Source organism: Streptomyces sp. NPDC090022 (genome assembly GCF_044748145.1).
Classification (GTDB): domain Bacteria; phylum Actinomycetota; class Actinomycetes; order Streptomycetales; family Streptomycetaceae; genus Streptomyces.
Window position 1 is genome coordinate 112,946 of the sequence record NZ_JBIVFN010000016.1, and the last position, 22,514, is coordinate 135,459.

Genomic DNA, 22,514 nt, shown 5'->3' on the forward strand with positions numbered 1-22,514 from the left:
CCAACCCAGTGCCCAGGAGACCCTGTTGGCACAGTTGCACGCGCTTGTGGCTGTGTCGTTCAACTTGTCAGCCGTGTCGTGCGAGTGCCTCGCCCATGTGTACGGGAAAGCGGCGGACGAGCCGACTGGCAGCGGATGTACCCGTCCGACATGACGGACGCGGAATGGGCGGCGGCGCGGTCGCAGCTGCCGGTGCCAGCCTGCTGGAGGGCAAGAGCGGTAAGCCGAGGGGCCACTGCCACCGGCCGATGATTCGGCCCCCTTCGCGAGCACGGGCCTGAGCTGCTGGAGACCGCGTCCGTGGTGGCCTGACTGCTGTGGGCGACCACGGACGCTGACCCGTCAGTGGTCCTTCTTGCGCCTGCCTCCGATTTGGAACGGCCGCATCATCTCGTTGTCCTCGTGCTCGACGATGTGGCAGTGCCAGACGAAGCGGCCCGGGTGGTCGAACCGGGCCTTCACCCGGGTGATCTCTCCTGGATAGGCGATCACGGTGTCCTTGAAGCCGAGCTCCCAGCTCTCCGGCGGAATGGGCGCCCCGTTGAACGGTTGCCGGTCCACCACCTCGAACGCCACCTCGTGGATGTGGATCGGGTGGGCGTCCACAGTGAAGTTGTACAGCTCCCATGTTTCGGTCGCGTTCAGCCTCGGGTTCTCCGTGACCGGGTCGTGCCAGGCGAGCAACACCGGATTGCCGGCGGAGTCGACCGTCCCGAGCAGGCTCTGGACCGGCGTTCCCGGTGGCACCTGGGGACTGCTGGAGTTCGCCTCGTTGAGGGAGAGCCGACGCGTGACGCTCGACGAGCCGAGCGGCTTGATCCGGGGCAGCCTGAGCCGGTCCGGCGGGACGCTGGTGTCCTTGCTCGCCAGCGGGCCGACCACGAATTTCATCACCTGCCCCGTGGTGGCCGGATCTGCCACGGGGAAGGCCACGCCTGGTTCGCCCCGGCCGAAGGGTTCGTCCGCGCCCTCGTTGATGAGGTAAAGCTCAGTGCCTTCCGGGATCCCGGTGAAGTCGACGATGACGTCGGCCCGCTCCGCATTGGCCAACAGCAGCCGCTCCAGCCGCACGGGTGCGGGCAGGAACCCGCCTTCGTTGCCGATCTGCCAGAACGGCACTGCCGACTGCGCCGGCCGGGCGGTCGGGCTGTTCGCGATCTTCAGGATGAGGAACCGGGCATTGCATCCGTTGAGGAAGCGCAGCCTGTAGCGACGCGGTTCGACTTCGAGCTTCGGCCATGTCCGGCCGTTGACCACCATGGTGTTGGCGAAGAATTCGGGGTTCCAGATCGGCGACACGTCGGTGGTGGGAATGTACGGTCCCGCGAACCCGTCGAAGAATTCCCGGCTCGTGGGGTAGAACAGCGAGCCGTCCGAGTTGAACGAGCGGTCCTGGATGGCCAGGGGGATCTCGTGGTACCGCGTGCCCGGCGGATCGCCGAAGGCGGGCGCCGGTCCGGGCAGCTTCCCCTTGGGCAGGTCGGACTCGCCGCCGCGGAGCAGATAGAACCCGGCGGGTCCGGCGTAGACGTTGAGCCGGGTCAGGCCCAGGGTGTGATCGTGGAACCAGAGGGTCGATGCCCGCTGGTCGTTGGCGTACTGGAAGGTCGCGGTACCCGGGTCCCACTTCAGGCCGTGCGCATTGGCGAACTTGTCCCGGAACTCATTGTAGAAGGAGCCCACGGTGGCGAATTCAGGAGGAATGTTGTTTGCGCGCGGCAGGTACCACGCTTCGGTGTAGCCGTCGCTCTCCTCGGTGGAATGCCCGCCGTGCAGGTGGGTGACGATCGGTACGGGGCCGGTGTACGGACCCGGCGTCGATGTGAAGGTCGGCCGGGAATCGCGCCCGGCGTTTCCGCCTGGCGGGTTCGCCCAGTGCAGGGTGGGGTCGACCGCGAGCAAGTGCGGGAGGAAACGGCCCTGGCTGTCGACGAGATCGTTCACCCAGGTGACTCGGACAGGCCGGTCGGTCTTGGCCTCGATGGTGAACGACGGGTAGTTGAACGTGCTGTTGTCCCCGAGCGAGCCGTATCCCCACAGGGTGGTGGACGGCAGAGTGGGAGGCAATACCTGCTGGCTGAACTGCCGGACGCCGATGACGTATGTGTCGATGCCGTGCCGCTCCGAGTGGCGGGCCTTCGGCATCACCGGCGGGATCACCAGGTTGGTGACGTATTTCGGAATGGTCGTGGGGTCCAGGGTGGGGACCGGGAGCGTGCCGGCAGCCCCGGCCCCTGGGGCCGCCCCGGTCCCCTTCGGGAGTGCCACGGCTCCACTGGGTCCTGGAAGGACCAAGGCCGCCCCGCCGGCGGCTCCGGCTACGAGCACGTCTCTTCGCGCGATCATTTCTCTCGCCTTCTGCAGCCCGAGGGCGCGGATCATTTCCGCACCAGATGTTATGGGTAACGCACAGTGAGTAATGGGACGACGCCTGGCGTGTCGGCGGACCGGCGGTACCGGGCGGCGTGCGGGCTGTAGTCGGCGCGGTGACGGCCCGAATCCCGCTACCGCGATTTTCGGACCTGGCGTCGGGTGATGACGGATTGTGATCGCTGAATGCCGGTGGCATGCGGGATCCGGAGGACGGGGGCGTGACTGCTGAGCGCCGGGCGTTTCGTGATGGAATCCGGCTGAAGGCCGGTGGGCTGTTCGCGGCGGGTGAGAAGACCGCGGTGATCGCGAAGGAATTGCGGGTGATTGTGCGGTCGGTGCAACGCCAGCGGCGTGCCTGACGTGAGGGCGGGCTGGGTCACCGCCTACGGCGCACGGTCGCACCCTGGAGCCGGCCACCACTCCAGCCAGGAACCCGGACCAGATGTCCGCTGGTTCGAAGTCGTATCTCAACCGATCTTGGAACGAGGGGGTCGAACGGACTTCCCGGGCGGGTGATCCTTGGGGGCCCGGTGCGTGAAGGCAGGGCCTCTTGGTAGCTCGGGGGTGCGAACCGATCCGAGCACTTCCGGGAGGCCCTGTTGTCGTTGCTGCACCCGCCCGCGTCTGCCCGGTTCAACTCGTCCGTGGTGTCGTGCGATTGCCTCGCGCATGTGTACGGGAACGCGGCTGAGCATCCGGAGCGGGTACGGCGGTATCCCTCGGATATGACGGACGCGGAGTGGGCGGCCGTGCGCCCGCTGTTGCCGTTGCCAGCCTGGCTGGAGGGTCGGGGCGGGCAGCCCGAGGGCTACTGCCACCGTCAGATGCTGGACGCGATCCGCTACCTCGTCGCGGGCGGGATCTCCTGGCGGTCGATGCCGGTGGACTTCCCCGCCTGGGCCCGGGTCTATGCCTTCTTCCGCCGCTGGCGCGAGAACGAGCTGATCGCCGAGTTCCACGACCGGCTGCGGGAGAACGTTCGAAAGCGGGAAGGTCGCGAGGCGGAACCCAGCGCGGGGATCATCGACGCGCAGTCGGTGAAGGCGGCTGCCTCGGTGCCCGCCGCCTCACGCGGTTACGACGGAGGCAAGCAGGTCAACGGGCGGAAGCGCCACGTGATCACAGATTGTCTCGGTCTGATCCTGGTCGTCGCGGTGACCGCCGCGAACATTGGCGACCGCGAGGCAGCCCTCCCCTTGCTGGCCCGGCTGCGGAACCTGCACCGGGACATCACCCTGGTCTGGGCCGACGGCGGCTACACCGGCGGCCTGATCGACTGGTGCCGCGAGAAGCTCGCGCTCACCCTTGAGATCGTCAAACGTACCGACGACATGGAGGGGTTCGTGGTGCTACCGCGACGGTGGGTGGTAGAGAGGACGCTGAGCTGGTTGATGCATTCGAGGCGTCTGGCCAGGGACTACGAGACCCTGCCCGCGACCAGCGAGGCGATGATCCTGTTCTCTATGATCACGCGGATGGGGCGCCGGCTGGCCCGGCCACGAGCCGCCGGCCGGCGCTGAACATCCCCGATGCCTCCAGGAGCAGCCAGCCACGCTCGCCCAGGCGTTTCGCCTTCGAGCGCACTCCCTCGACCTTCGCCGGTACCGTCGTATCGATCCCCAGCGCCTCCGCGATGTCCTTGGCCCGCACCGGCTCCGGGCCCGGCCGGTCCTGGAGCACATTCAAGATCCGCTGATTGTCCGGCGAGAGGACCGACACCGACAGCCCCTCCCGCCACGCAGGCACCACGGCCCCCGGCACCGACGCGGCCACGGGCTCAGGGCCGGGCTCGTGCGGCGCGACCTTCTCCTCTCCGTCCTCCGTGATGACGGCGGTCTCAGCCGCGGACACGGCCAGGGCATCAACGAGTTCCTCACGCGCGATCACCCGCCGCTCCAGCTCGACCTCGGCAGCCTCCAGCGCCGCAGCCGCCAACGCCGCGGCCTCCCGAAGCTCTTCGGCCCGCACAAGAGCAGCCGCCTCGCGCTCCTCCAGCAAACCCAGAATCGACGCCACCGCGCGCACCTCGACGATCAGACGGAAACAGGACGCGGGATCTCTCCCTCATCCCACCGAAACCATTCCTGACCAGCGAAGACTCAACGATCATGTTCGGTTGAGATACGGCTTCTAACTCCCTTTCCAGTCTGGCGATCTGTGTCTCACTGAGCCTCGGTCGGCCCGGGGATACCTTCGACAGGACGCCGGCCTGGCCACGCTCGCGCCACTGGCGACGCCATCGCTCCACCGACCGCTCGCTAACCCGTAGCGTGGCAGCCCGTGCGGTCCTTCTGGAGTACACCCCCGCATGTGCAGGGAGTACTTGCACTCCTGGGCAAACAGTGCCGTCTGGTCGGGGCCATCCCCGCGTACGGGGCAGCGAGCGCCACGACGTCCGCCGGCTCGACGATCCCTGGGGCATCCCCACACGTGTGGGCAACAGCCATTATGACCGAGCGTGCCGTGGTGATGCGGCGTCTTTGCGCCTGCGCTGGCAGCGGCTGGCCGTATGACGTTTCGTCGGTCGGCGGGGAGGAGTGACGCCGTGCGGGTTCGGGCGGGGCTCGCGAGACGTTCTGCTGCAGCGCGCAACAGGACGTACGCATCGTGCCCGCCCACACGGCATTGCTCCTGCGGAACGTGGGTCCGGGGGCTGCCGACTTTTGTCCGCGGACAAAAGTCGGCAGCCCGCGGTGAGCGCTCGCCTCCTTCACCCGCGGCCGGGGACCCAGGGCGAGGTTCCCGTCCGGAGGTGGGCGAAGGTGATGTCCCGGACGGGTGCGAGGGCTTCGGGAGCGAGATGGGCCAGGACCGCCAAGGCGTGGTGCCAGCCGTCGCCTTCCAGGGCCTGCCGGAGGAAGCCGGCGGCCGCCGGGAGGTCGGGAGGGGTGGACGGGGCCGCGGTCAGGGCCAGGGCGCGGATCGTATCGGTGAAGGTGCCGTGATCGCCCACGGGACGTACGGGAGGGATGCGGGCGGGTACCCGGGCCAGGTGACCTGCGACCGCGGCGAACGCGGCCGCGCGGGCCTCCGGGTTCGGGAGCAGGTCGGCCGTCTGCCATGCCGCGTCCGTGTCGCCCCGCAGGGCGTGGACCACCGCGAGCCCGCCCATCGGTGACTGCTCCGGGCCTTGGGCCCGTACGTCCCGGTCCAGCCATGTGAGCTGAGGGGTGGCGTCCTTGCCCTCCGCGATCCGCAGCAGGGCGTGTACGAGGACGGTCTCGGCCTTCCAGGTCTGCGGCGGCTCGTCCGCGTACGCGAGCCCGTCACGGACCGCGTGGTGAAGCCGCTCCCGGCACTCCTCCTCCAGTACGGCCGCGGCGGGCAGGAGTTCGGCGAGCCCTGCCAGCAGGCCCTCCAGTCCGCCGGGCCTGTTCCGGGCGGCGAGCAGGCGCCCGTGCTCCTCGTCGATAAGCCTGCCGGCGGCGCTCGGCGCGTGGGCCGCCATCACCGTGGCGACGGCGATCCGCGCCTGCCGGGCCGATGTCCGCCACGCCGCCCTCGCGACCCGCTCCGTCGGCTTCGCCGCCTCGATGAGGTCCAGTGCGGCGTCCCCCTCCCCCACACCGGCCAACGCCTGCGCGGCACTGGCCCATCCGCCGGACATGCAGTCGTCCGGCGTCCCCGGAGCGGCTCGAACAGTCTGGGCCGCGCCCCGGGCCTGGGTCCGTGCGTCCGCCGTGCCCCCGGCGTCCGCGTACGCCAGCGACGCGGCGGCACGTACGGCGGCAAGGTCACCCGGGTCGTCCACGCGGGCGGCGAGCGCCTCGACATCCGCGGCGAGTCCGGCCCGTACGAAGGCGCCGGCCAGGTCCGGCAGCAGGCGCGACATCGACCGTCGCGCATCCCGGCCGGCACCCGGCAGCAGGGCGAGGGCCTTCCCCAGACAGCGCCTGGCCTCGTGGTCCCGGCCGAGGTCCGCCAGCCGGAAGGCCTCGTCAGCCAGCCGTTCCGCCTCGCGGTGCGCGGAATCCGTCGATCCGCCGGTGCTCCATGGCTCATGGGTCGCAGCCCGGGCATCGTCGGTATGGAACTCCTCGGGCAGCTCCTCCAGGAATTGCCGGGCCCGTGCCGTCGGCCAGCCGGTGTCGGTGAGCGCCCGCACGATCCGGGCGAGGGTGAGCGGGAAGTCGGGGGCCGGAGGAGTACCGTCCTCCGGCCGCAGCGGCCCGCTCGCCTGGAGGACCGGCTCGACGTACCCGAGCGCCCGCTCCGCCAGGGACGCCGCCTCGGCGGGGCGGGCCTCCGCCAGCGCCGATGCCGCGGTCGCGAGAAGGCCCGCGTTCTCGAGCGTCGGTGCTTCGGCCCACAGGGCCCTGGTGGAGTCGAGGATCCGGTCGCGGCACCGGTCCGCCATCTCCGGGGAGGCGGCCGCCGCCAAGGTCGCCCAGATCTGGATCGCAACGCCCAGGGCCTCCGGGAGGTCGTCGTGGGAGCGGTCGGCCAGTTCCTGCGCCTCCTGGTCCATCTCGTCGAGCAGTTCCGACGCCGACGCCGGTCGGTCCGGGCCCAGCAGTCGGATCGCGTCCGCCCACGCCTCGTACCGGGACGTACTCGGCCCCCGCGTCGAGCGGAGCAGCAGCAGGCCGTCCTCCACCTGCCGCGTCGCGATCAGAGCGACTGCCGCGCGAGCGGCCGCCGGTTCCGCCCCGCCGTCCTCGCCGGCGTCCTCGCCGGCGTGCAACCCGATCTGACACCGTGCCGCACGCGCCCACGCCGCCGCCTCCCGCGCGGTCTCCCGGGCCGTCTCCTGGGCGTCCGCGTGCCCGGTGTCCGCCAGTACGCGAGCCACCTCGGCCAGGGCGACAGCCTTGGCGTCGGCCCGCGCCGACGCCAGCGCCCATGACCTCGCCCGGCCGGTGTCCCCGAGCCGCGCTGCCGCACGCAGGACGGCGCGCGGCAGCGGGCGGGATGGACGCAGGAGGAACTCCCGGGAGACGGCGGCCCCGGCCAGTACGGCAAGGCTCGGGGCGGTGTCACCCGCGTCGGCCGCCGTCACGGCCAGGCCGAGTTCTGCGAGCGCGACGTCCACCGCCGAGCGTTCCACCAGGCGGAGCTGGCGCCGTGGATCGAGGGCGAGCGCCGCGAGCCGTCCGGCGTCGGCGGTGCGCTGGGTCAGGCGGGTGTAGCCGGTCAGGAGGTAGTCCGGTGTCGCCTCGGGCCAGCCCGTGTCCCGGTAGCCGTCGGCCCACGCGTGCAGGCGTGCCTCGTACGCGGCGAGCTCCGCCGTGCCGAGGGCGTCCGCTGCGGCCCGCCGCAGCTCGTCGTGCGCGAGGACGTACGTACGCCGGCCCGCGTCCTCGTCCTCCTCGTGCGGGGCCGGGGAGAGCCGGTCGCGCGCGTCGGGGGCCATGGCTCGCCCCGTCACACCGCGGAGCCTCCTGTCCACGTCGTACGGGCGGACCCCGGCGAGCTCCGCCATGTCCCTGCCGCTGAGGGCGCCCCGGGCCACCGCGAGGAGGCCGACGAGGTGGCAGCCGACGTCCCGGTCGTCGAGCAGGGCGTGCAGGTCCCGCATGGCCATGTCCCGGATGACCCGCGCGGCGGGCGAGACGGCGAGGCGGCGGACGACCGCCGGGTCCCGTAGCGGGTGGTCGGCGGGGACGTCGTCCGGGAGCAAGGGGTTCGGCCGCCCCGAGACGAGGACGCGCATCCCGGGCGGGGGCCGCTTGGGCAGCAGGGCGGCGATGCTCTGCCGGCCCGGGCCCGCGTCCGCGTCCTCGTCGAGTCCGTCGACGACGAGCAGCAGGGTCCGGCGGCGGGCGGTGGCGGCCCGGGCCGCGGCCTCGTACAGGTCGTGCAGGTGCGCCGGCCCGTTGCGCCCCGCTGCCGGCTTCTTCTTCCCGGCGACTGCGGCGAGCTGTTCGGTCATGGCGCGCAGGAAGTCCTCGCGGTGGTTGGTGCCCAGACGCTCGGCGATGAAGTAGCTGACGGCCTCGACCCCGGTCGGGAGGTGTCGGAGGACGAACCAGGCCAGCAGTGCCGACTTGCCGGCCCAGGCATCGGCCTGCCACCAGGTGTGGGCGGGCCCCTGTCCGGCCGGGGCGGTCGCGAAGGCCGACAGCTCCCGCAGCTCCTCCTCCCGTCCCACGAACTCGCGCGGCAGGATGGATTGTCCGATCTCTGCCACGTGGGCGTGGAGCCGTCCGGGCGAGCCGGCGTGGATCCGCGGGCCGCGGCCGCCCTGCCGGCTCTTGCGGCTCGCCTGCGCGGAGCTCAGCCGCGCGCTCCAGGCTTCGTCGCTCGTCCGCTGGTGGGTCGGGGAGCGCCGTAGAGCACAGGCTTCCAGATACGGGATGAGGCACTGGAGCAGGCAGCGGACGTGGCGCTCCTGCCGGGGAACGGAAGGGCCCTTCAGCCAGTCGCTGAGGGTGGCGTCGGCCACCGTGTGGCCGTGCGCCTTGGCATGGCTGACGAGGTGCTTGAGCCCCAGCTCGGCGCCTCCGCCGGCGGCCTCGTACAGCGCCCGCAGATCCTGCGCGAAGTCCGACACCTACGCCTTCCCCTTCCCCGGAACGGAACTTCGCCGGAAACGCCGTCAGCCCCGCGCCGACCAGCGTAATTACCGTTCCGGGGACTGTCCGGACATCGCCGGAAGACCTCCGGTCGGCGCAAATCGGGAAGACCGAAGCCCGACGGAACAGACCGTCGGGCAACCCGTCTCAGGGGGATCCGTACATGTCCGTCCTGCCGTACGTACTCGACGACGCGGCCGTCCTGGCCGCCCTCACGGGCCTGACCTACACAGCGGCCGTGGTGACGGTCGCGGCGACCTCGGTCCTGGCCCGCAGCCCGGAACGCCGCCGCGACGCCCGGGCGACGCTGACGATCCTGCTGCGGCGGCGCGGGGCACGTTGAGCGGGCGCGGCGGATGGCCTGGTCCCCGCCGGTGCGGGGGAGCGAATCCTGCCAGCGGCTGGTGCCGTGTTGGGGCAGGGGTCACCCGCGGTCGCGGGAGCAGCGGCTCGCCGGGCTACCGCTGAAGTACCTGCTGGGGTCATCCCCGCAGGGTGCGGGGTGCAGAGTAGAGCCTCGATCTGCTGAGCCTCGGTGCGAGGGTCATCCCCACAGTTGCGGGGAGCAGTGACATCGCCCCAACGAGTGCCGAGCTGCTGGGGTCATCCCCGTCGGCGGGGCTGCGACATGACCTGGGACTATAGACGGCCGTCAGGCCGCCTGCCGACGAATCCGCCGAACGCGGCCCCACCGTGCGGCCGTCTGGTGGCCTGGCGCGGAGAGTACTAGCCTCACCGCGGGACCGCGCTCGTGGCGCAGCCCTACCGCACCCCGCGCACGCGGGGATGACCCCTCGTCGATCAGCCGGGCGAGGCCCAGGCTTCCCAGGCCCCGCACCGCGGGGATGCACCCGGCGCCAACCGTTTCTGAGCAGGCCTGGCGTAACGCCCGGCACGCGCAGGGATGAACCCCCGTCGTGGCTCTTGTCCCGGCCTTCGTCGGGTCGCTCGCCGCGCACGCGGGGATGGCTCTCGTTACGAGCAGAGCGGCGCCTGCACCCCGCACACGCGGGGATCAACCTCGCTCACGTTCCGCGCCGCCCACACACCGCTTGGCGAGCCCGGTCACCGGGTCGTAGTGGAGGCGGTCCTGCGGCCCTGAGACGCACGGGCCCGTCGGGTCGAAGACCGCCACGTGGAGCCGGCTCAGCAAGGGGTGGGGTGTCGGCCAGGCCCGGGGCGGCGGCAGGGGGTTGTTGCCCCGGAACCAGTGGGCGGGCAGGGCCAGGGTGTTGAGCAGGAGGTCGCGCTCCTGGCGTCGGCGGGCCGGGGTTCCGGCGCGGGCGCCCAGGGTCAGCGGCAGCAGGCCCTCCGCGTCGTACGACAGCTGGTCCCCCCGCCGGTACAGGCACAGCACGCTGACCGACGGGTCCCCCAGGCGGGACAGGGCACGGAGTTCCGGCAGGCCGCCCTCGTCCCCCTGGCCGTGGTCGCGGCCGGAGGCGAGGTCCCAGACCTCCGCCGGGACGCGCCGTGCCCCGGTGTACGGGCGGCGTGCCCGTTCCTCCGCCTCCTTCCTCCTGGCGCCGCGCCTCCAGCGCCCGGTACGTCGCGGCGAGGGTGTACGGGGCGTAGACGAGGCCGTCCGCGGTGCCCGGCCCGCCCGGCGACGACGACGGTTCGACCAGGGGCAGGCCCTCCGCCCGTGGGTCGGGGTGGTGCAGCACCAGCATCCGCGCGGCCGCCGGACCGCCGGCAGCCACGGGCTCCGTGCACCAGGCAGGGCGCCGCGCGTCGTTCGCCGCGTGCCGGTGCAGGCGCCCGCGCCGCTGGATGATCAGGTCGATCGGCGCGAGGTCCGAGACCAGGTGGTCGAAGTCCAGGTCGAGGGACTGCTCGATGACCTGGGTCGCGATCACCAGCAGCCGCCCCGGGCGGTCCGGGTTCGGCTTCCCCGCGCGCCGCAGCTCGGGGTCCGCCGCCGGTCCGAGGAGCGCCGTGAGGCGTTCCTCCATCGGCTGGCGGTCACGGGGCAGCTTCCGCCCGTGCAGGAGGAGGACCTCCGCCGGGTCCCAGCCGTGCCGCTCGGCCTGCGCCCGGGCCGCCTCGTACAGGGCGACGGCCGAGTCCACCCGGGTACGGACCACGCCGACGCAGCCGCCGCCGCGCGCCCGGTCCAGGAGCCGGGCCGCCAGTTCGTGCGGGCCAGGATCCGCCTCCAGGCTGATGGTCGTCCGCAACGGCGCCACCTCCTCGGGCCGCGGGCCGCCCCTGCGGACAGCACCGGCGCCGTCGACCATCGTGATCGGGCCCTCCTTCCCCGGGTCGTCCGGTGTCACGCGCAACCCGGTGCACCAGGACCCGGTCAGGGCCTCCCGGACGGCGGCCGGGAGCGTGGCGGACAGGACGACGACGGACGCGCCCGCGTCGGCCAGCCACTCCACGGCGGCGCCGAGCAGCTGCTGCTGGTAGAGCTCGTACGCGTGGGCCTCGTCGATGACCACGGTCTTGCAGGCGAGGCCGAAGGTCCGCAGGAACCAGTGGCGCGAGGGCTGGGCCGACAGGACGAGCTGGTCGACCGTGCCGACCCCGAAGGTGGCGACGAGGCCGAGACAGCGCCTCAGGTACCAGGGGTCCAGCACCGCCCGCGCTGCGGCGGACGTACGCGGCCCAGCAGCCGCCGTTCCCTCGCAGTCGTGGACGGTGAGGACCTGCTCCGCGGATGCCGCGAGGTCGTCCGCTCCCCTGCCGCCCGGGCCTTCGTCCTCGCCCCCGTCCACGCCGGCCGACGGCGCGCGGGCCGCGTCGACGAGCCGGTGGACCAGGTCCGAGGCGCCCGCGGTCCCGTGCACCAGCGCCAGGTTGGCCCGGTCCGCGTCCACTGCGCCCGGCAGGAACCCCTCGACCTCCAGGGCGGCCTGGTGCGTGGCGGCGCGGGTGGGCATGGCCAAGTAGACGCCCTGGTAGCCGTTGCGCTGGGCGAGGTGGTGCGCGCACCACAGGGCGAGGCGGGTCTTGCCGGACCCGGTGTCGGACTCCACGACCACCAGGACCTGGCCGCGCTCGGGCAGCAGCCGCATCGCGCCCGCCTGGAAGCGGCGCGGCTCGGTACCCGGCCACATCCCGCCCCAGTCGGCCTCCTTGGGCTGCCACCGGTCCAGGCCCAGCGCGGTGACCGCCTCCCGGGCCCGGCGCTGCGCCCGCCGCCACAGGACGGCCGGTTCGTCGGCCGGTTCGTCGGCCGGGTCGGCGTACGGGTCGGTGTACGGGAACCGGCTGGTGTCGGAGGCGATCCAGTCGGCGAGCACCACCAGGCCGGTGAAGAGGACCAGGGTGGCCGGGCGGGCGAGGCGCACCAGTTCGGGGAGGCGGTCCAGACGTATGCCGACCTGCTCGGCGACGGCTTCGGCCAGGCCCGCCCGTACGGCGTCCCAGGCCGGCCCGCCGGAGGCCGGGAAGGCGTTGCGGATCACCGAGGGGGTCGGCAGGTGGCCGTGGTGACCGCCGAGGCAGGCCGCCGCCACGTACAGGCCGCGGTGGGTCCGGCAGTCGGCGCCGTCACCCGTGCCGGGGCAGCGGCACCCGGCCAGGCCAGGCAGCACTGCTGCCGTGATGTGCTCGTGGCGGGCCGCGGGAACGCCGGCCCACTCCGTGGGCAACGGCAGTCCGTGGGCACGGGCCGTCGCCTCCCAGCGTTCCCGCTCCGCGTGCAGGAGTGACGTGGCACCGGGTCCGAGGCCGAACCGGCCGAGGAAGGCGGGGGAGGCCTTGCCCAGGTCGTGCAGGCCGGCGAGCAGGGCCGTCACCGACCGCGCCACCGCGGCATCCTCCCCCTCGTCACCGCCGAAGGCCTCGGTCAGGCGCGCCCGCACGGGTACGGGCAGGTACCGGTCCCACAGCTCCCCGGTCACGGCGGCGGTGTCCAGTAGGTGCGCGACCAGCGGGTTCCAGGCCGGACCACCCGCATCGGACGATGCTCCGTCCTGGTCTGTCTTGCCCCAACACCACAGCCAGGGAGGGCAGTTCATATTCCGTAAATCTCGCAAACCTGCCACAACTCCCCCACCAGCTTGCTAGATTCCGGGCTCATTCCAGCAGGGGACCGTTATGAGCAGAGAGCGAACGATGCACCTTGGCTGAATCACACACCCCGCCCCGGGGTGCGATACGTCCGCAGTGGGATCCCCGGCACCGAGCATGCGTCGAGGCACTGACAGCGAAGGGCGAGCGCGTCGAGCTCAGCCTCGTGGAGGTCTTCGAAGAGGCCGACGGCCTGCTGGCCCTCACCGGTTCCACCCCGGGCGAGACGGTCGCCGTCCTCGAGTACCTGCTGGCCATCTGCTACGCATCGGAGACCTATCCGGCCACCGCCTCGCAATGGCGGGACTGGGTGGAGGAGGCGCGCCCGCTGGACCGGGCCGCCGCCTGGCTGGCGGGCCGGCCGCAGGACGAGGTCTGGGACCTCTTCCACCCCGCCGAACCCCTCGGCCAGAACGCGCTCCTCGCCCCGTTCCTCGACCAGCGCGGCGCCGGTCCGGCGCAGATGGTGGTCGAGCACGTGGGCGACTACAACCAGTTCTTCGACCACCACCACCTCGAGCACCCGGCGCCGTTACCCGTGGCCGAGGCGTTTCGGGCCATGCTGACCCAGCACGTGTACGGGCCCGCCGGCCGCGCCCGGATCTCGGGCAAGGAGACGCTGGGACCGACCCTCACCAACCTCAGCGTCGGCCGCCTCAGCGCCCGGATCCGCGTCGTCGCCCTCGGCCCCACCCTGGGCGCCACCCTCCGCCTCAACCTGACGCCGTCCGCCGGACTGCCGGGGGTGTTCAACCGGACGTGGACGGCCGGACCGACCGAGCGCCGGGGATTCAAGACCAAGCCGCCGGGCCGCCCGGTGACCGGACCCGCCGATCTGCACAGCTACCTCGGCCGCTCGATCCTGATGCGCGCGACGCCCGACGGGAGTGCCGTGGACCGGGTGCTGATGGGCGCCGGCGAGATCCTCGCCCTGGGCCCGTCGGACCTCCAGGACGCCGTCTACGCGCAGACCTCCGACGGCCGCAAGAAGCCCCTGTGGGCGTCGACGACCCGGGCCGTGTGGCGCGAGGCCCACGCCCTGTACGCGGCGGTGGCACGCGCCGAGGACCCCGGGTTCGTGAACAAGGGCACCGACCTCTACGGCCGGCTCGCCCTCCTCCCCGGCGCCGACGCCGTCCGGGGGCCCGGCCAGCCGCCCCCGCACAGCGTCAAGCTGTGGGCGGTGGGACTGGTCGCCAAGCAGACCACCGCCATCACCTGGGTCAACGGCACCTTCCCGTACGCGCCCGGGCTCGGGGCCGCACTGGACCGGGCCTCGCACCGCGGCTCGAGGATCGCCGAGCACGTCGCCACCAGCCTGTCGAAGGCGGCGTACGCGGCCTGGCTGATCGCCTACCCGAACCCCAAGCCCGCCGACAAGGCCGGCCAGCTCGCCCGCTTCGACGCGCGCGGCAGGCATTGGCAGGCGACGGAGGAGCCCTTCTACACGCTGCTGGACGACACCGCGGCGGGGGAGCCCGTCCACGAGTCCCTCCTCGACTACGCCGCCACGGTCGTCGCCGCCGCCCGGAAGTTCCTCACCGAGTGCCTGGACTCGCTGCCGCGCAACTCCCGCGGCGCCCAGGCCCACGCCGCGGCCCTGCGGCGCTTCGACACCGAGCTGTCCCATCCCAAGGCCCCGGCCGAACTCCAGGGGGAGACCGCATGAGCACCCCGCCGAACACCGCGGACGACGTGACGGCGACCGTCCGCGAGGAGAGGCAGCCCAGCGAGCGCCTGACGGCGTGGCTCGCCTCCCTCGTCCGCAACCGCGAGTACGGGCAGCTCGCCGAGCTGCGCCGGCCGCGCGTCCGCGGAAACGCCCATATCCGCGCCGGCTGGTTCGACCCGGAGCAGCGCGAGGTGTACGAGCAGGTGGCGTTCCTGTTCGCGGTGTACCACCGGGGCCAGTCGAAGCCCTCGTACGGCTACGGCAGCCTCGGCGACGCCGCGCGCCGCATCGGCAGCGGTGCGGGGCGCGGACCGGACGACCCCGGAGCGTCCCGGCTGATCGACCGGATCGTCAGCAGCCGCCGGATCCCGTGGCGCCATCTCCAGCACGCGGTCGCCCGGCTGCGCGCGTGCGATCAGCCGCCGCCCTCGTGGGCCAGGCTCGCCGACGACCTCGGGCGGTGGAACGACCGCAGGGCCCGGATCGCGTACGAGTGGGCCGTGGACTTCCACACGCCTCCCGGCCGGTCCGGCAGCACCTCCAGCAGTGACAAGACCGCAGGTACCGCCGCCGCCCACGCGACGACCGAGAAGGACACCACCACGTGACCAGCACCGCTCCCTCCACCAGCAGCCAGTTCCTCTCCCTGCACCTGCTCGAGACCCTCGTCGCGGTTCTGCCCGTCCGCGACGAGAACGGCTCGCCCAAGTCGATCGTCTACGGCGGCGCCGAACGCCACATGATCACCAGTCAGGCGCGCCGCCGTGCCGAGCGGGTCCACGCCCGCAACCGTGCCAACGCGGGTGTCGGCGCCCTGGCCAGGCACACCACCGGCACCCGGACCCGCGAGTGGGCCCTGATCACCGCCCGGGCCCTGGAGTCCGAGCACGGCTGGGACAAGGACGAGGCGGTCAGGACCGCCCGCGCGGTCATCGAGGCCACGGGGCTGAAGTTCGGCGATCCCGCGAAGAAGACCGTCGCCAACCTGACCAAGGTGCTCCTGTTCGCCCCGTCCGACGCCGGCGCCCGTATCGCGGCTCACATCGCCGAGGAGGACGGGACGCTCCGGGCCTGGACGGCCGGCTACCTGGCCGCGCAGGCCGCCGCCGCGAAGCCCAAGAAGGGCGGGCGCAAGCCACAGCCCGAGTCCGTCGAGTCCTCCGAGGGGGAGCCGGAGGAGGGGGAGGGGCCGGCCGACACGAAGTCCCTGCCCGCCCTGCCGTCGCAGACGCGGGCCGCGGTTCTCACCGCCTTCGCGCCGCGCGACGCCATCGACATCGCCCTCTACGGGCGCTTCCTCGCGGAGATCGCGGACTCCCCGAACGTCGACGGCGCCGTCCAGAGCAGCCATGCCTTCACGGTCCACGAGGCCGAGCAGCTCGACGACTTCTACGCGGCCGCCGACGACGCCAAGCTCGACCGGAAGAAGAACGCCCTGGACTTCCTGGACGCGGCCGACGACGCCGGCGCCGGAATGACCGGCTACCAGTCCCTGATCTCCGGCACCTTCTACCGGCACGCCGTCCTGGACCGCGTCAAGCTCCGCACCAACCTCCGGGCCGCCGGCATGACGGAGCAGGAGGCCGAGGAGGCCTCCGCCGCCGCCGAGGTGGAGTTCGTCAACGCCTTCGTCGACGCCTTCCCCGAGGCGAAGAAGAACTCCACCGCCTCCACCGGCTCGCTGCCCGCCCTGGTGCTCGCCTTCGAGGGGGAGCGGCCCTACAACTACGCCGCCGCCTTCCAGCGGCCGATCGACGAGAACCCCGAGGACAAGGGCGGCGAAGGCCCCGCCGGCCCGGCCGCGGTCAGACGACTCATGTGCCACCACGTCTTCGTCAGCGGCCGCCGCGCCGACATCAGGGCCGGCAAGGTCCTGACGTACGACCCGGAGATCGACCGGTTGCTCGGAGAGCTGAAGGCTCTCGGCGCCGACCCGGTGACGTCCATCGAGGGGCTGACGGCGTGACGCACGTCCTGCTCGTACGGCTCGCCGCCCCCCTCCAGTCCTGGGGGGCGGTGTCCCGCTTCTCCCGCCGCGACACCCACAGCAGGCCCACGAAGTCGGCGGTCGTCGGGCTGTGCGCCGCGGCCCTCGGCCGGGACCGCACCGACCCGGTGGACGACCTCGCCGAGCTCTTCTTCGGCGTACGGGCGGACCATCCCGGCACCCCCGTACGGGACTACCACTCCGTCGGCGCCGGCACCTACCCCCTGCGCCCGCGCGACGTCATCACCGACCACCGGCGCGCGGCCGCCGTCTCCGCCGGGCTGGAGGCGGCCACCGGTGACAGCTTCGGGCACCACGAACTCGCCGACTGGTACGGGGCACCCAAGAAGATCGCCGCCGATCCCGTCTCCGGGGCCCTGGTCTCGGGCAAGCTCTCCCGTACGGCGCTGATCACCGAGCGCTGGTACCTGTCGGACGCCGCCTTCCTCGTCGGACTCCAGCACGAGGACCAGGGATGGCTGGGGGAGATTGCCCATGCCCTGGAACACCCCAAGCGGCTACTGTGGCTGGGCCGCAAGTCCTGCCCGCCGTCCGGCACCCTGGCCGTCGGCGTCCTGTCCGGCACACTCGCCGAGGTCTTCGCCGCCCAGCAGCTCCTGCCCAACCCGGATCCTCCGGCCTCCGGGCGCCGCCCCTGGGCCTGGGTCCAGACCCCCGCCGGCGCCCCCGGCGCGGCGCCCGTCAACGACCAGCCGGTCAGCTTCGACCCGGCGCGCCGGCTCCACACCACACGCTGGGAGACCCGTACGCGCGTCACGATCGCCCCCACCGCCGCCGGCTGGAAGGACCTCATCCTGTGAGCACCCCCCGCACCGCTCCCACCACGGTGGCCCGCTTCGTCACCACCCATTCCGTCCTGACCCTGGACGCCCGCCATCCGTACGTGGCGAAGTCCCTCGTCGACGCCCAGGACATGCACCGCACCGTCATGAGCGGCTTCCGCGGCTGGGTCGAGGACGGCGACCCGGCCGCCCGCTCCCAGATGGGCGTCCTGTCGACGTGGTCGGTCGACCTGAAGGCGGCAGCTCTCGTCCTGGTCGTGCAGTCACGGGTCCCCGGCGACTGGAGCCGCATCCCGCGCGCCGCCCTCACCGGCCCACCGCACACGATCACGGTCGACCGCACCTTCAGGACCGGGGACGCCGTCGGCTTCCGTACGGTCGTCAACCCCACCCGCAGCAAGCCGTCGGGCCGGCCGGTCGAGGAGAAGGTCCGCGGCACCCGGGTCCCGCACAGCAATCCGGAGCACGTCAAGAACTGGTTCGTCCGTCGCCTCCAGGCCGCGGGGGAGCCGGCGACCGCCGCGGACGGCGTGGTCCGCATCGGCGCCACCACCGACCCGGCCACCCTGGCGGTCCGCATGCTCCCCACGGTCTCCAGCCCCGCCCCGCACAAGGGCCTGAAGATCGCCCGCGCGGAGATCCGCGGTTCCTTGACCGTGACCGACCCGGAAGCCCTGGTGGAGACCCTCTCCAACGGCCTGGGCCACGCTCGCGCCTACAGCTGCGGACTGGTTCTGACACGCTGAGCGGACGCGGTACGGGCTCCCGACTTTTGTCCGCGGACAAAAGTCGGGCCTCGGAGAGCGACCTGCAGCCCCTCGGCATGGTTGACCGGTGGAGTACGGGTAGTTGTTCGACTCCGGAGATGACCAGGCCAGAATGCCGGCATGACCGAAGACGAGCAGAGCGGCATGGAACCGCGTTCATTCCTGACATGCGCGACAGAGGTGGCTCGGCTGCTGGGCGTCGAAGACGTCGCCATGCCGCCGAACAACCAGGCCCGCCACCTGGCCCATGCGGTGCGCAAGCCCCTGCTCGAACGCGCACATCTGCCTGACGAACTGTTCGCCCCGCTGATGGCCGCATCCGTATACGACCCAGATCCCAGCTTCTGCCGCTGGTACGTCGAGCCGGCGGTCTACGCATTCGGACGCCGCCGTGTGATGGCGGCATTGGTCGACTGTCTGCGGACCGGCACGGATGCCGAGCGAGCCGGTGCCGTACGGGCCTGGTACAGCGCCCATGTCCCCTTGCGTGCAGATCGGTCCCCGGCGTACGGCCCCGGTGGGGTACGTGATCCCGCTCTGGACGAGTCACAGGACATCGAGGCCGCCTGGCTGGAGGCATCCCTGCAGGTGTTCGCCGAAGCCACCACCGTGCAGATGCGCCACCGCGTCCTGCTGTACCTGCCTCCCTCCCGCACGGCATACCCGCCATCTCTGCACAACCTGCTCGACAGCACCCTCGCATCCGCCCGAGCGCAACCCGACCCGCACATCCGTCGCTGGGCCGCAGAAGCAGACGGCGAGACAGACTGAGCCCGTCTCTCACCCCTCCTGGCGGTTACGGGACAGCCCTAGAAGAGGCCGGTGCGCATGTGGTGCGTGAGGTTGTCGAGGATCTCGCGCAGCCACGGGCTACGGACGGCCGGCAGCCGGACCAGGGCATGCCGGAACACATCCGGGTCGGCCCGGAACAGGCGACGTGGGCGCGGTGCGGGCGGGTCGAAGTCGTCGCGGAGGACGCCGGCGGGTAGGACGCCCGACGTGGGGACGGGCAGGTCCGGCCCGGGGAAGGCCAGCGACCGCCACACGCCGGACGGCAGCGGAACCAGGTGTGGTGCCGGGTCCGCCGGGGTCCAGGTCTTCCCCGTCTGAGGATGGGACGGCACGAGGAGGATGGGGACGTCTCGGCTGGGAGCCGGCAGTCCCGGACCGGCCAGTACGGCGCGCCGCGCCTGCGGACCCGCGGGCAGCAGGGTGTCGAGCGTACGTTGGAAGACCTGCCCGGCCAGGCCGTCCGGGACGATCACCGGTTGTCCCTCCGAAGCCGCCAGCAGGTGGGCGAGCGCCCGGCCGGCCGCCGCCTCCCACTGCGGGCTCCACGACCACCAGTAGTTCGACCAGTGGCCCGCCGCCATCCGCGACCCCCATGTGGCCAGCGGCTCGTACGGGGGCGTGCTCTTCCCCTGCGCCACCACATCCGACCACGACAGCGGCTCGACGCGCGCACCGTCGACGGGAAGGCGGCGTACGGCGTTCGGGGCGAGCCACGTCGCCTGCCAGAGCGAGCAGTCGTCGATCCGGCTCGCCACGGGCAGGCCGCACTCCGCACAGGCCACGTTGGGGCCGTCGGCACCGTCGAGCCCGCAGCAGTAGCCGCCCCCGCGGTGGTTCGGGATCAGCACCGTGCCGCCGGCGTCGCCCGGCGCGATGACGACCGCTCCGGGCGGCCCCGAGGGCTCCGGGTCCACGGCGAACGTGCCCGACTCCATGAGCACCGGGAGCTGGATGCCGTTCCCGTACTTCTGATGAGCGTGTACCGGCAACGCGACCTGGGACAGCGGGATGGTCAGACTGGCGCCACAGCCAGCACACACGAAAACGAACAAGCATCCTCCGCGAGAGAAACAGGGGCATCGTCGCAGCTCGGTGTTCGACCGGCCAACGTGTTTCTCATCGTCGGCATGCGGAGTCCTCCCGAAGAGGTGACCAGAGGTGCTCCGCATCTTCTTCAGGCGCTACGGGACAAGCCGTAGCCTGCGGTGCATGGATCTCGATGCCGAGCTGAGCGCTCTCGCTGTCCAGAGGGACCTCCCCGCCGAGCTGGTGCGGCGCCTGCTCCGGCATCCGCAAGCCCGCCGCTCGGCGGCCCTTCTGCGCAGAGACCTGACGGAGGAGCTGATCGCCGACATCATCAGACTCGGCTCCGCACGCAGTCTCGCAGCCAACGCCTCTGTTCCAGCCCACGTCAGGGCCCACCTGGCAGAGCATCCCGAGCCGACAGTCCGGGCCGCGGTCGCGGCGAGCGTCGAAGACGAACCGCCCGGGCTCTGGGCGCGCCTGGCCACTGACCAGGATCCCACTGTGCGCGCGTTCCTGGCGATGAACGAGCATCTGTCGCACGAACTGCTGGCTGTCCTGGCCGCAGATCCCGAGCCGTATGTACGGTCGTCCGTCGTCCAGTACGGGCGGCAGGCACCGGAGCCCGTGCGCCGGGCCCTGCTGACCGATCCCGATCCGGATGTCCGCAGGACCGCGGCCACGGTCTACGCACCACCGCCGGACCTCCTGCCCGCACTCCTTGCCGACCCCGAGACCCGTTCCCTCGCGGTCCGCCATGCCGATCCGTCCCCGGAACTGGCCGCTGACCCGGACTCCGGCGTACGCAGAGCTGTGGCCGACCATCCGAACCTCCCCGCCGAGCTGCGGAATCGGCTGGCCCGGGACCCCGACATCCACGTCCGTAACACGATCGCGGCACGCCCGGACACTCCCGCGCCCCTGCGCGAAAGCCTCATTGCCACCGCCGCGACCGACGACCCCCTGACGGAGTGGGTTCTCTCCTTCAAACGGAGCGCCCACACGTGCCCTCCCCGCTCACCGGCTCCGCCGGACCTGACCCGGGAACAGGCGGAGGAGCTCCTCGTGCGTGCCGGTCTGTAGACGGCCCTCCGGCTTGTGGGCACACACCCCGGCCACCGGGCGCCTGCTACGGGCCGGCGGGAGGAAGGGGAAGGGCTCCGGGGTCAGGTCGAGGCGCATCTTGGCGCGCATGCTGATACGCGGAGGGGCCCACCGCGCAGTGCGTGCGGTGGGCCCCTCTGGCCGTGTCAGTGGCCGCTAGCGTTCCTGGTGACTCTCGATCAGGAGCATTGTGAGCTCCTCGCGGTGCTTGGCCGACATGTTCGCCCAGATCGCGTCGTACACGGCCCTTGGGTCCTGCCACGGAAGCGGACCCGTGTCCGTTCCCCGTGCCTGGGAGGGGATGGCTCCCGACGGCTCCTGCTCCTCCCGAACCGGCTGTGCCGCAGGGGTGTGCGACACACGCGGGACCGCTGGGGTCATCGGAGCCACGGGAGCCGGTTTCACCGGGTCATCGGCGGGGGCGGACGTCTCCGACGGGGCCTCGGGGCCCCGACTTTTGTCCGCGGACAAAAGTCGGGCCGTCTGCGCGGTCGCCACCGCCGCACCCGCAGCGCTCGGTGACGGGCCTGTCGCCGGACCCGGCTCCGCCGCCACACGGGCCGGGACGGAGTCCTGGTTGGCGCGCAGGATTTCCTTCTGCACCGCCTTGACCTGGGCCTCCTGCTCCTTGTTCTGCTTCAGGAGGTCCAGCAGCGCGGCCGCGTCCGCGTCCGGCCGGTCCTTGGCCGTGCGCGCCAGCGCCCGGCCGTCCCGCTCCGGGAGTTCGCCGGCGCTGAGCATCCGCTGGATCTCGTCGGGCAGTTCCAGCAGCACCAGCTGGTTGGTCACCCACGACGGCGACTTGCCCAGCCGCTCCGCGGCCCGGGACTTCGCCCCGTGCTCGCGGCCCTCCTCCGCGCAGATGTCGACCAGCTGCTGCACACCACGGGCACGCTCGATCACGTCGAAGTCCTCGCGTTCGAGGTTCTCCGCGAGCAGGTGGTCGATGAAGTCCGTGCGGGAGGCGGCCAGGTCGTCGCGTACGACGAAGTCCAGCGCCTCCAGCCCGACGTGCAGCGCGCTGCGGAAGCGGCGCTCGCCGTTGATGAGGACGTACGGGGCGGAGCCGATCCGCGGCGCGTGGTCGGACCACAGTGCGAGGTAGGCGCTCCGGCTGACCACGACGCACGCCGAGAGCTGGGCCTGGCGCAGCTCCTCGCCGAAGCGGGTCATCTCCTCGTCCGTACCGAAGTTGCGGCGCGCGTTGCTGAAGGCCGAACCGGTGCCGAGAAGGTCGCTCTTGCTCATGCGGTGATCCGCCGCGCGATCTCGCGCATCGCCTCGGACTGCTTGGCGGCGAAGTACGAGAGCCCGGAGTCGATGGAGGCGGCGTTCCGCGCGGCCATGGCCCGCATCCAGGCCGGCGACCTCGCCAACCTGAAGCTCCCGACGTACCACCAGGCCCCGCCGGCCCCGACCGGCCGCCCGAAGCTGCAGGTCGCCTGAGGCTGCGGCAGG

Annotated in this window: 16 protein-coding genes and 1 pseudogene; 10 read left to right on the top strand and 7 right to left on the bottom strand. The window is 72.2% G+C overall.

Annotated elements, in window-relative coordinates:
* Positions 1-342: 342 nt before the first annotated feature.
* Positions 343-2,268, bottom strand: coding sequence for a multicopper oxidase family protein (locus ACIPXB_RS25395; protein ID WP_401453637.1), 1,926 nt, complete (start codon positions 2,266-2,268; stop codon positions 343-345).
* Positions 2,269-2,591: 323 nt separating this feature from the next.
* On the opposite strand from ACIPXB_RS25395, the gene ACIPXB_RS25400 reads away from it, so the two are divergent.
* Positions 2,592-2,732, top strand: a complete 141-nt coding sequence (locus ACIPXB_RS25400; RefSeq protein ID WP_401453639.1) for a hypothetical protein — start codon at positions 2,592-2,594, stop codon at positions 2,730-2,732.
* A 366-nt stretch (positions 2,733-3,098) separates the two neighbouring features.
* Complete coding sequence (locus tag ACIPXB_RS25405; RefSeq protein WP_401453641.1) at positions 3,099-3,893, top strand: IS5 family transposase; 795 nt, start codon at positions 3,099-3,101, stop codon at positions 3,891-3,893.
* On the opposite strand, the gene ACIPXB_RS25410 is transcribed toward ACIPXB_RS25405, so the two are convergent.
* Positions 3,841-4,389 carry a hypothetical protein gene (locus tag ACIPXB_RS25410; protein WP_401453643.1) on the bottom strand — a complete coding sequence of 183 codons (549 nt, stop codon included), beginning with the start codon at positions 4,387-4,389 and terminating at the stop codon, positions 3,841-3,843. The two genes, ACIPXB_RS25405 and ACIPXB_RS25410, sit on opposite strands and share 53 nt — an antisense overlap.
* 694 nt (positions 4,390-5,083) lie before the next feature.
* Positions 5,084-8,866 carry a hypothetical protein gene (locus ACIPXB_RS25415; protein ID WP_401453645.1) on the bottom strand — a complete coding sequence of 1,261 codons (3,783 nt, stop codon included), beginning with the start codon at positions 8,864-8,866 and terminating at the stop codon, positions 5,084-5,086.
* 185 nt (positions 8,867-9,051) lie between these two features.
* On the opposite strand from ACIPXB_RS25415, the gene ACIPXB_RS25420 reads away from it, so the two are divergent.
* Positions 9,052-9,231 carry a hypothetical protein gene (locus ACIPXB_RS25420; protein WP_401453647.1) on the top strand — a complete coding sequence of 60 codons (180 nt, stop codon included), beginning with the start codon at positions 9,052-9,054 and terminating at the stop codon, positions 9,229-9,231.
* A gap of 672 nt (positions 9,232-9,903) precedes the next feature.
* Here ACIPXB_RS25420 and ACIPXB_RS25425 read toward each other — a convergent pair.
* Together ACIPXB_RS25425 and cas3 are read right to left on the bottom strand one after the other, a co-directional pair.
* A complete protein-coding gene (locus tag ACIPXB_RS25425; protein ID WP_401453718.1) occupies positions 9,904-10,245 on the bottom strand; it encodes a hypothetical protein in 342 nt (113 codons plus the stop codon).
* 394 nt (positions 10,246-10,639) lie between these two features.
* A pseudogene (cas3, locus tag ACIPXB_RS25430) lies at positions 10,640-12,856 on the bottom strand (CRISPR-associated helicase Cas3'); the annotation flags it as partial.
* 104 nt (positions 12,857-12,960) lie between these two features.
* On the opposite strand from cas3, the gene ACIPXB_RS25435 reads away from it, so the two are divergent.
* The 6 genes from ACIPXB_RS25435 (at position 12,961) to ACIPXB_RS25460 (ending at position 18,908) form a co-directional block, all read left to right on the top strand.
* The gene (locus tag ACIPXB_RS25435; RefSeq protein ID WP_401453649.1) at positions 12,961-14,577 is read left to right on the top strand and encodes a type I-E CRISPR-associated protein Cse1/CasA; all 1,617 of its coding nucleotides are present in this window, start codon (positions 12,961-12,963) and stop codon (positions 14,575-14,577) included.
* Positions 14,574-15,188, top strand: coding sequence for a type I-E CRISPR-associated protein Cse2/CasB (gene casB / locus ACIPXB_RS25440; RefSeq protein ID WP_401453651.1), 615 nt, complete (start codon positions 14,574-14,576; stop codon positions 15,186-15,188). The genes ACIPXB_RS25435 and casB overlap by 4 nt, the downstream gene beginning before the upstream one ends.
* Positions 15,185-16,546: a type I-E CRISPR-associated protein Cas7/Cse4/CasC gene (locus tag ACIPXB_RS25445; RefSeq protein WP_401453653.1), complete on the top strand. Its 1,362-nt coding sequence runs from the start codon at positions 15,185-15,187 to the stop codon at positions 16,544-16,546. Before casB ends, ACIPXB_RS25445 begins: the two co-directional genes overlap by 4 nt.
* Complete coding sequence (cas5e, locus tag ACIPXB_RS25450) at positions 16,543-17,388, top strand: type I-E CRISPR-associated protein Cas5/CasD (protein ID WP_401453655.1); 846 nt, start codon at positions 16,543-16,545, stop codon at positions 17,386-17,388. The genes ACIPXB_RS25445 and cas5e overlap by 4 nt, the downstream gene beginning before the upstream one ends.
* Positions 17,385-18,116 (top strand): type I-E CRISPR-associated protein Cas6/Cse3/CasE, encoded by a 732-nt coding sequence (gene cas6e / locus ACIPXB_RS25455; protein ID WP_401453657.1) that lies wholly within the window; start codon positions 17,385-17,387, stop codon positions 18,114-18,116. The genes cas5e and cas6e overlap by 4 nt, the downstream gene beginning before the upstream one ends.
* Positions 18,117-18,257: 141 nt before the next feature.
* On the top strand, positions 18,258-18,908 hold the full coding sequence (locus ACIPXB_RS25460) for a hypothetical protein (RefSeq protein ID WP_401453659.1): 651 nt from the start codon (positions 18,258-18,260) through the stop codon (positions 18,906-18,908).
* A gap of 38 nt (positions 18,909-18,946) precedes the next feature.
* Here the strand turns inward: ACIPXB_RS25460 and ACIPXB_RS25465 are convergent, their stop codons facing one another.
* Positions 18,947-19,981: a hypothetical protein gene (locus ACIPXB_RS25465; RefSeq protein WP_401453660.1), complete on the bottom strand. Its 1,035-nt coding sequence runs from the start codon at positions 19,979-19,981 to the stop codon at positions 18,947-18,949.
* Between the two features lie 157 nt (positions 19,982-20,138).
* Here ACIPXB_RS25465 and ACIPXB_RS25470 point away from each other — a divergent pair, with 157 nt between their 5' ends.
* The gene (locus tag ACIPXB_RS25470) at positions 20,139-21,035 is read left to right on the top strand and encodes a hypothetical protein (protein WP_401453662.1); all 897 of its coding nucleotides are present in this window, start codon (positions 20,139-20,141) and stop codon (positions 21,033-21,035) included.
* A 177-nt stretch (positions 21,036-21,212) separates the two neighbouring features.
* Here ACIPXB_RS25470 and ACIPXB_RS25475 read toward each other — a convergent pair whose 3' ends face one another.
* Positions 21,213-22,304 (bottom strand): ParB/RepB/Spo0J family partition protein, encoded by a 1,092-nt coding sequence (locus tag ACIPXB_RS25475; protein ID WP_401453664.1) that lies wholly within the window; start codon positions 22,302-22,304, stop codon positions 21,213-21,215.
* Positions 22,305-22,514 lie beyond the last annotated feature (210 nt).

Excerpts from the sequence above, each read along its gene's own strand:
- ACIPXB_RS25405 (WP_401453641.1), top strand. The coding sequence starts at position 3,099 with ATGACGGACGCGGAGTGGGCGGCCGTGCGCCCGCTGTTGCCGTTGCCA.
- ACIPXB_RS25475 (WP_401453664.1), bottom strand. The coding sequence starts at position 22,304 with ATGAGCAAGAGCGACCTTCTCGGCACCGGTTCGGCCTTCAGCAACGCG.
- casB (WP_401453651.1), top strand. The coding sequence starts at position 14,574 with ATGAGCACCCCGCCGAACACCGCGGACGACGTGACGGCGACCGTCCGC.
- ACIPXB_RS25470 (WP_401453662.1), top strand. The coding sequence starts at position 20,139 with ATGGATCTCGATGCCGAGCTGAGCGCTCTCGCTGTCCAGAGGGACCTC.
- ACIPXB_RS25420 (WP_401453647.1), top strand. The coding sequence starts at position 9,052 with ATGTCCGTCCTGCCGTACGTACTCGACGACGCGGCCGTCCTGGCCGCC.
- ACIPXB_RS25460 (WP_401453659.1), top strand. The coding sequence starts at position 18,258 with ATGACCGAAGACGAGCAGAGCGGCATGGAACCGCGTTCATTCCTGACA.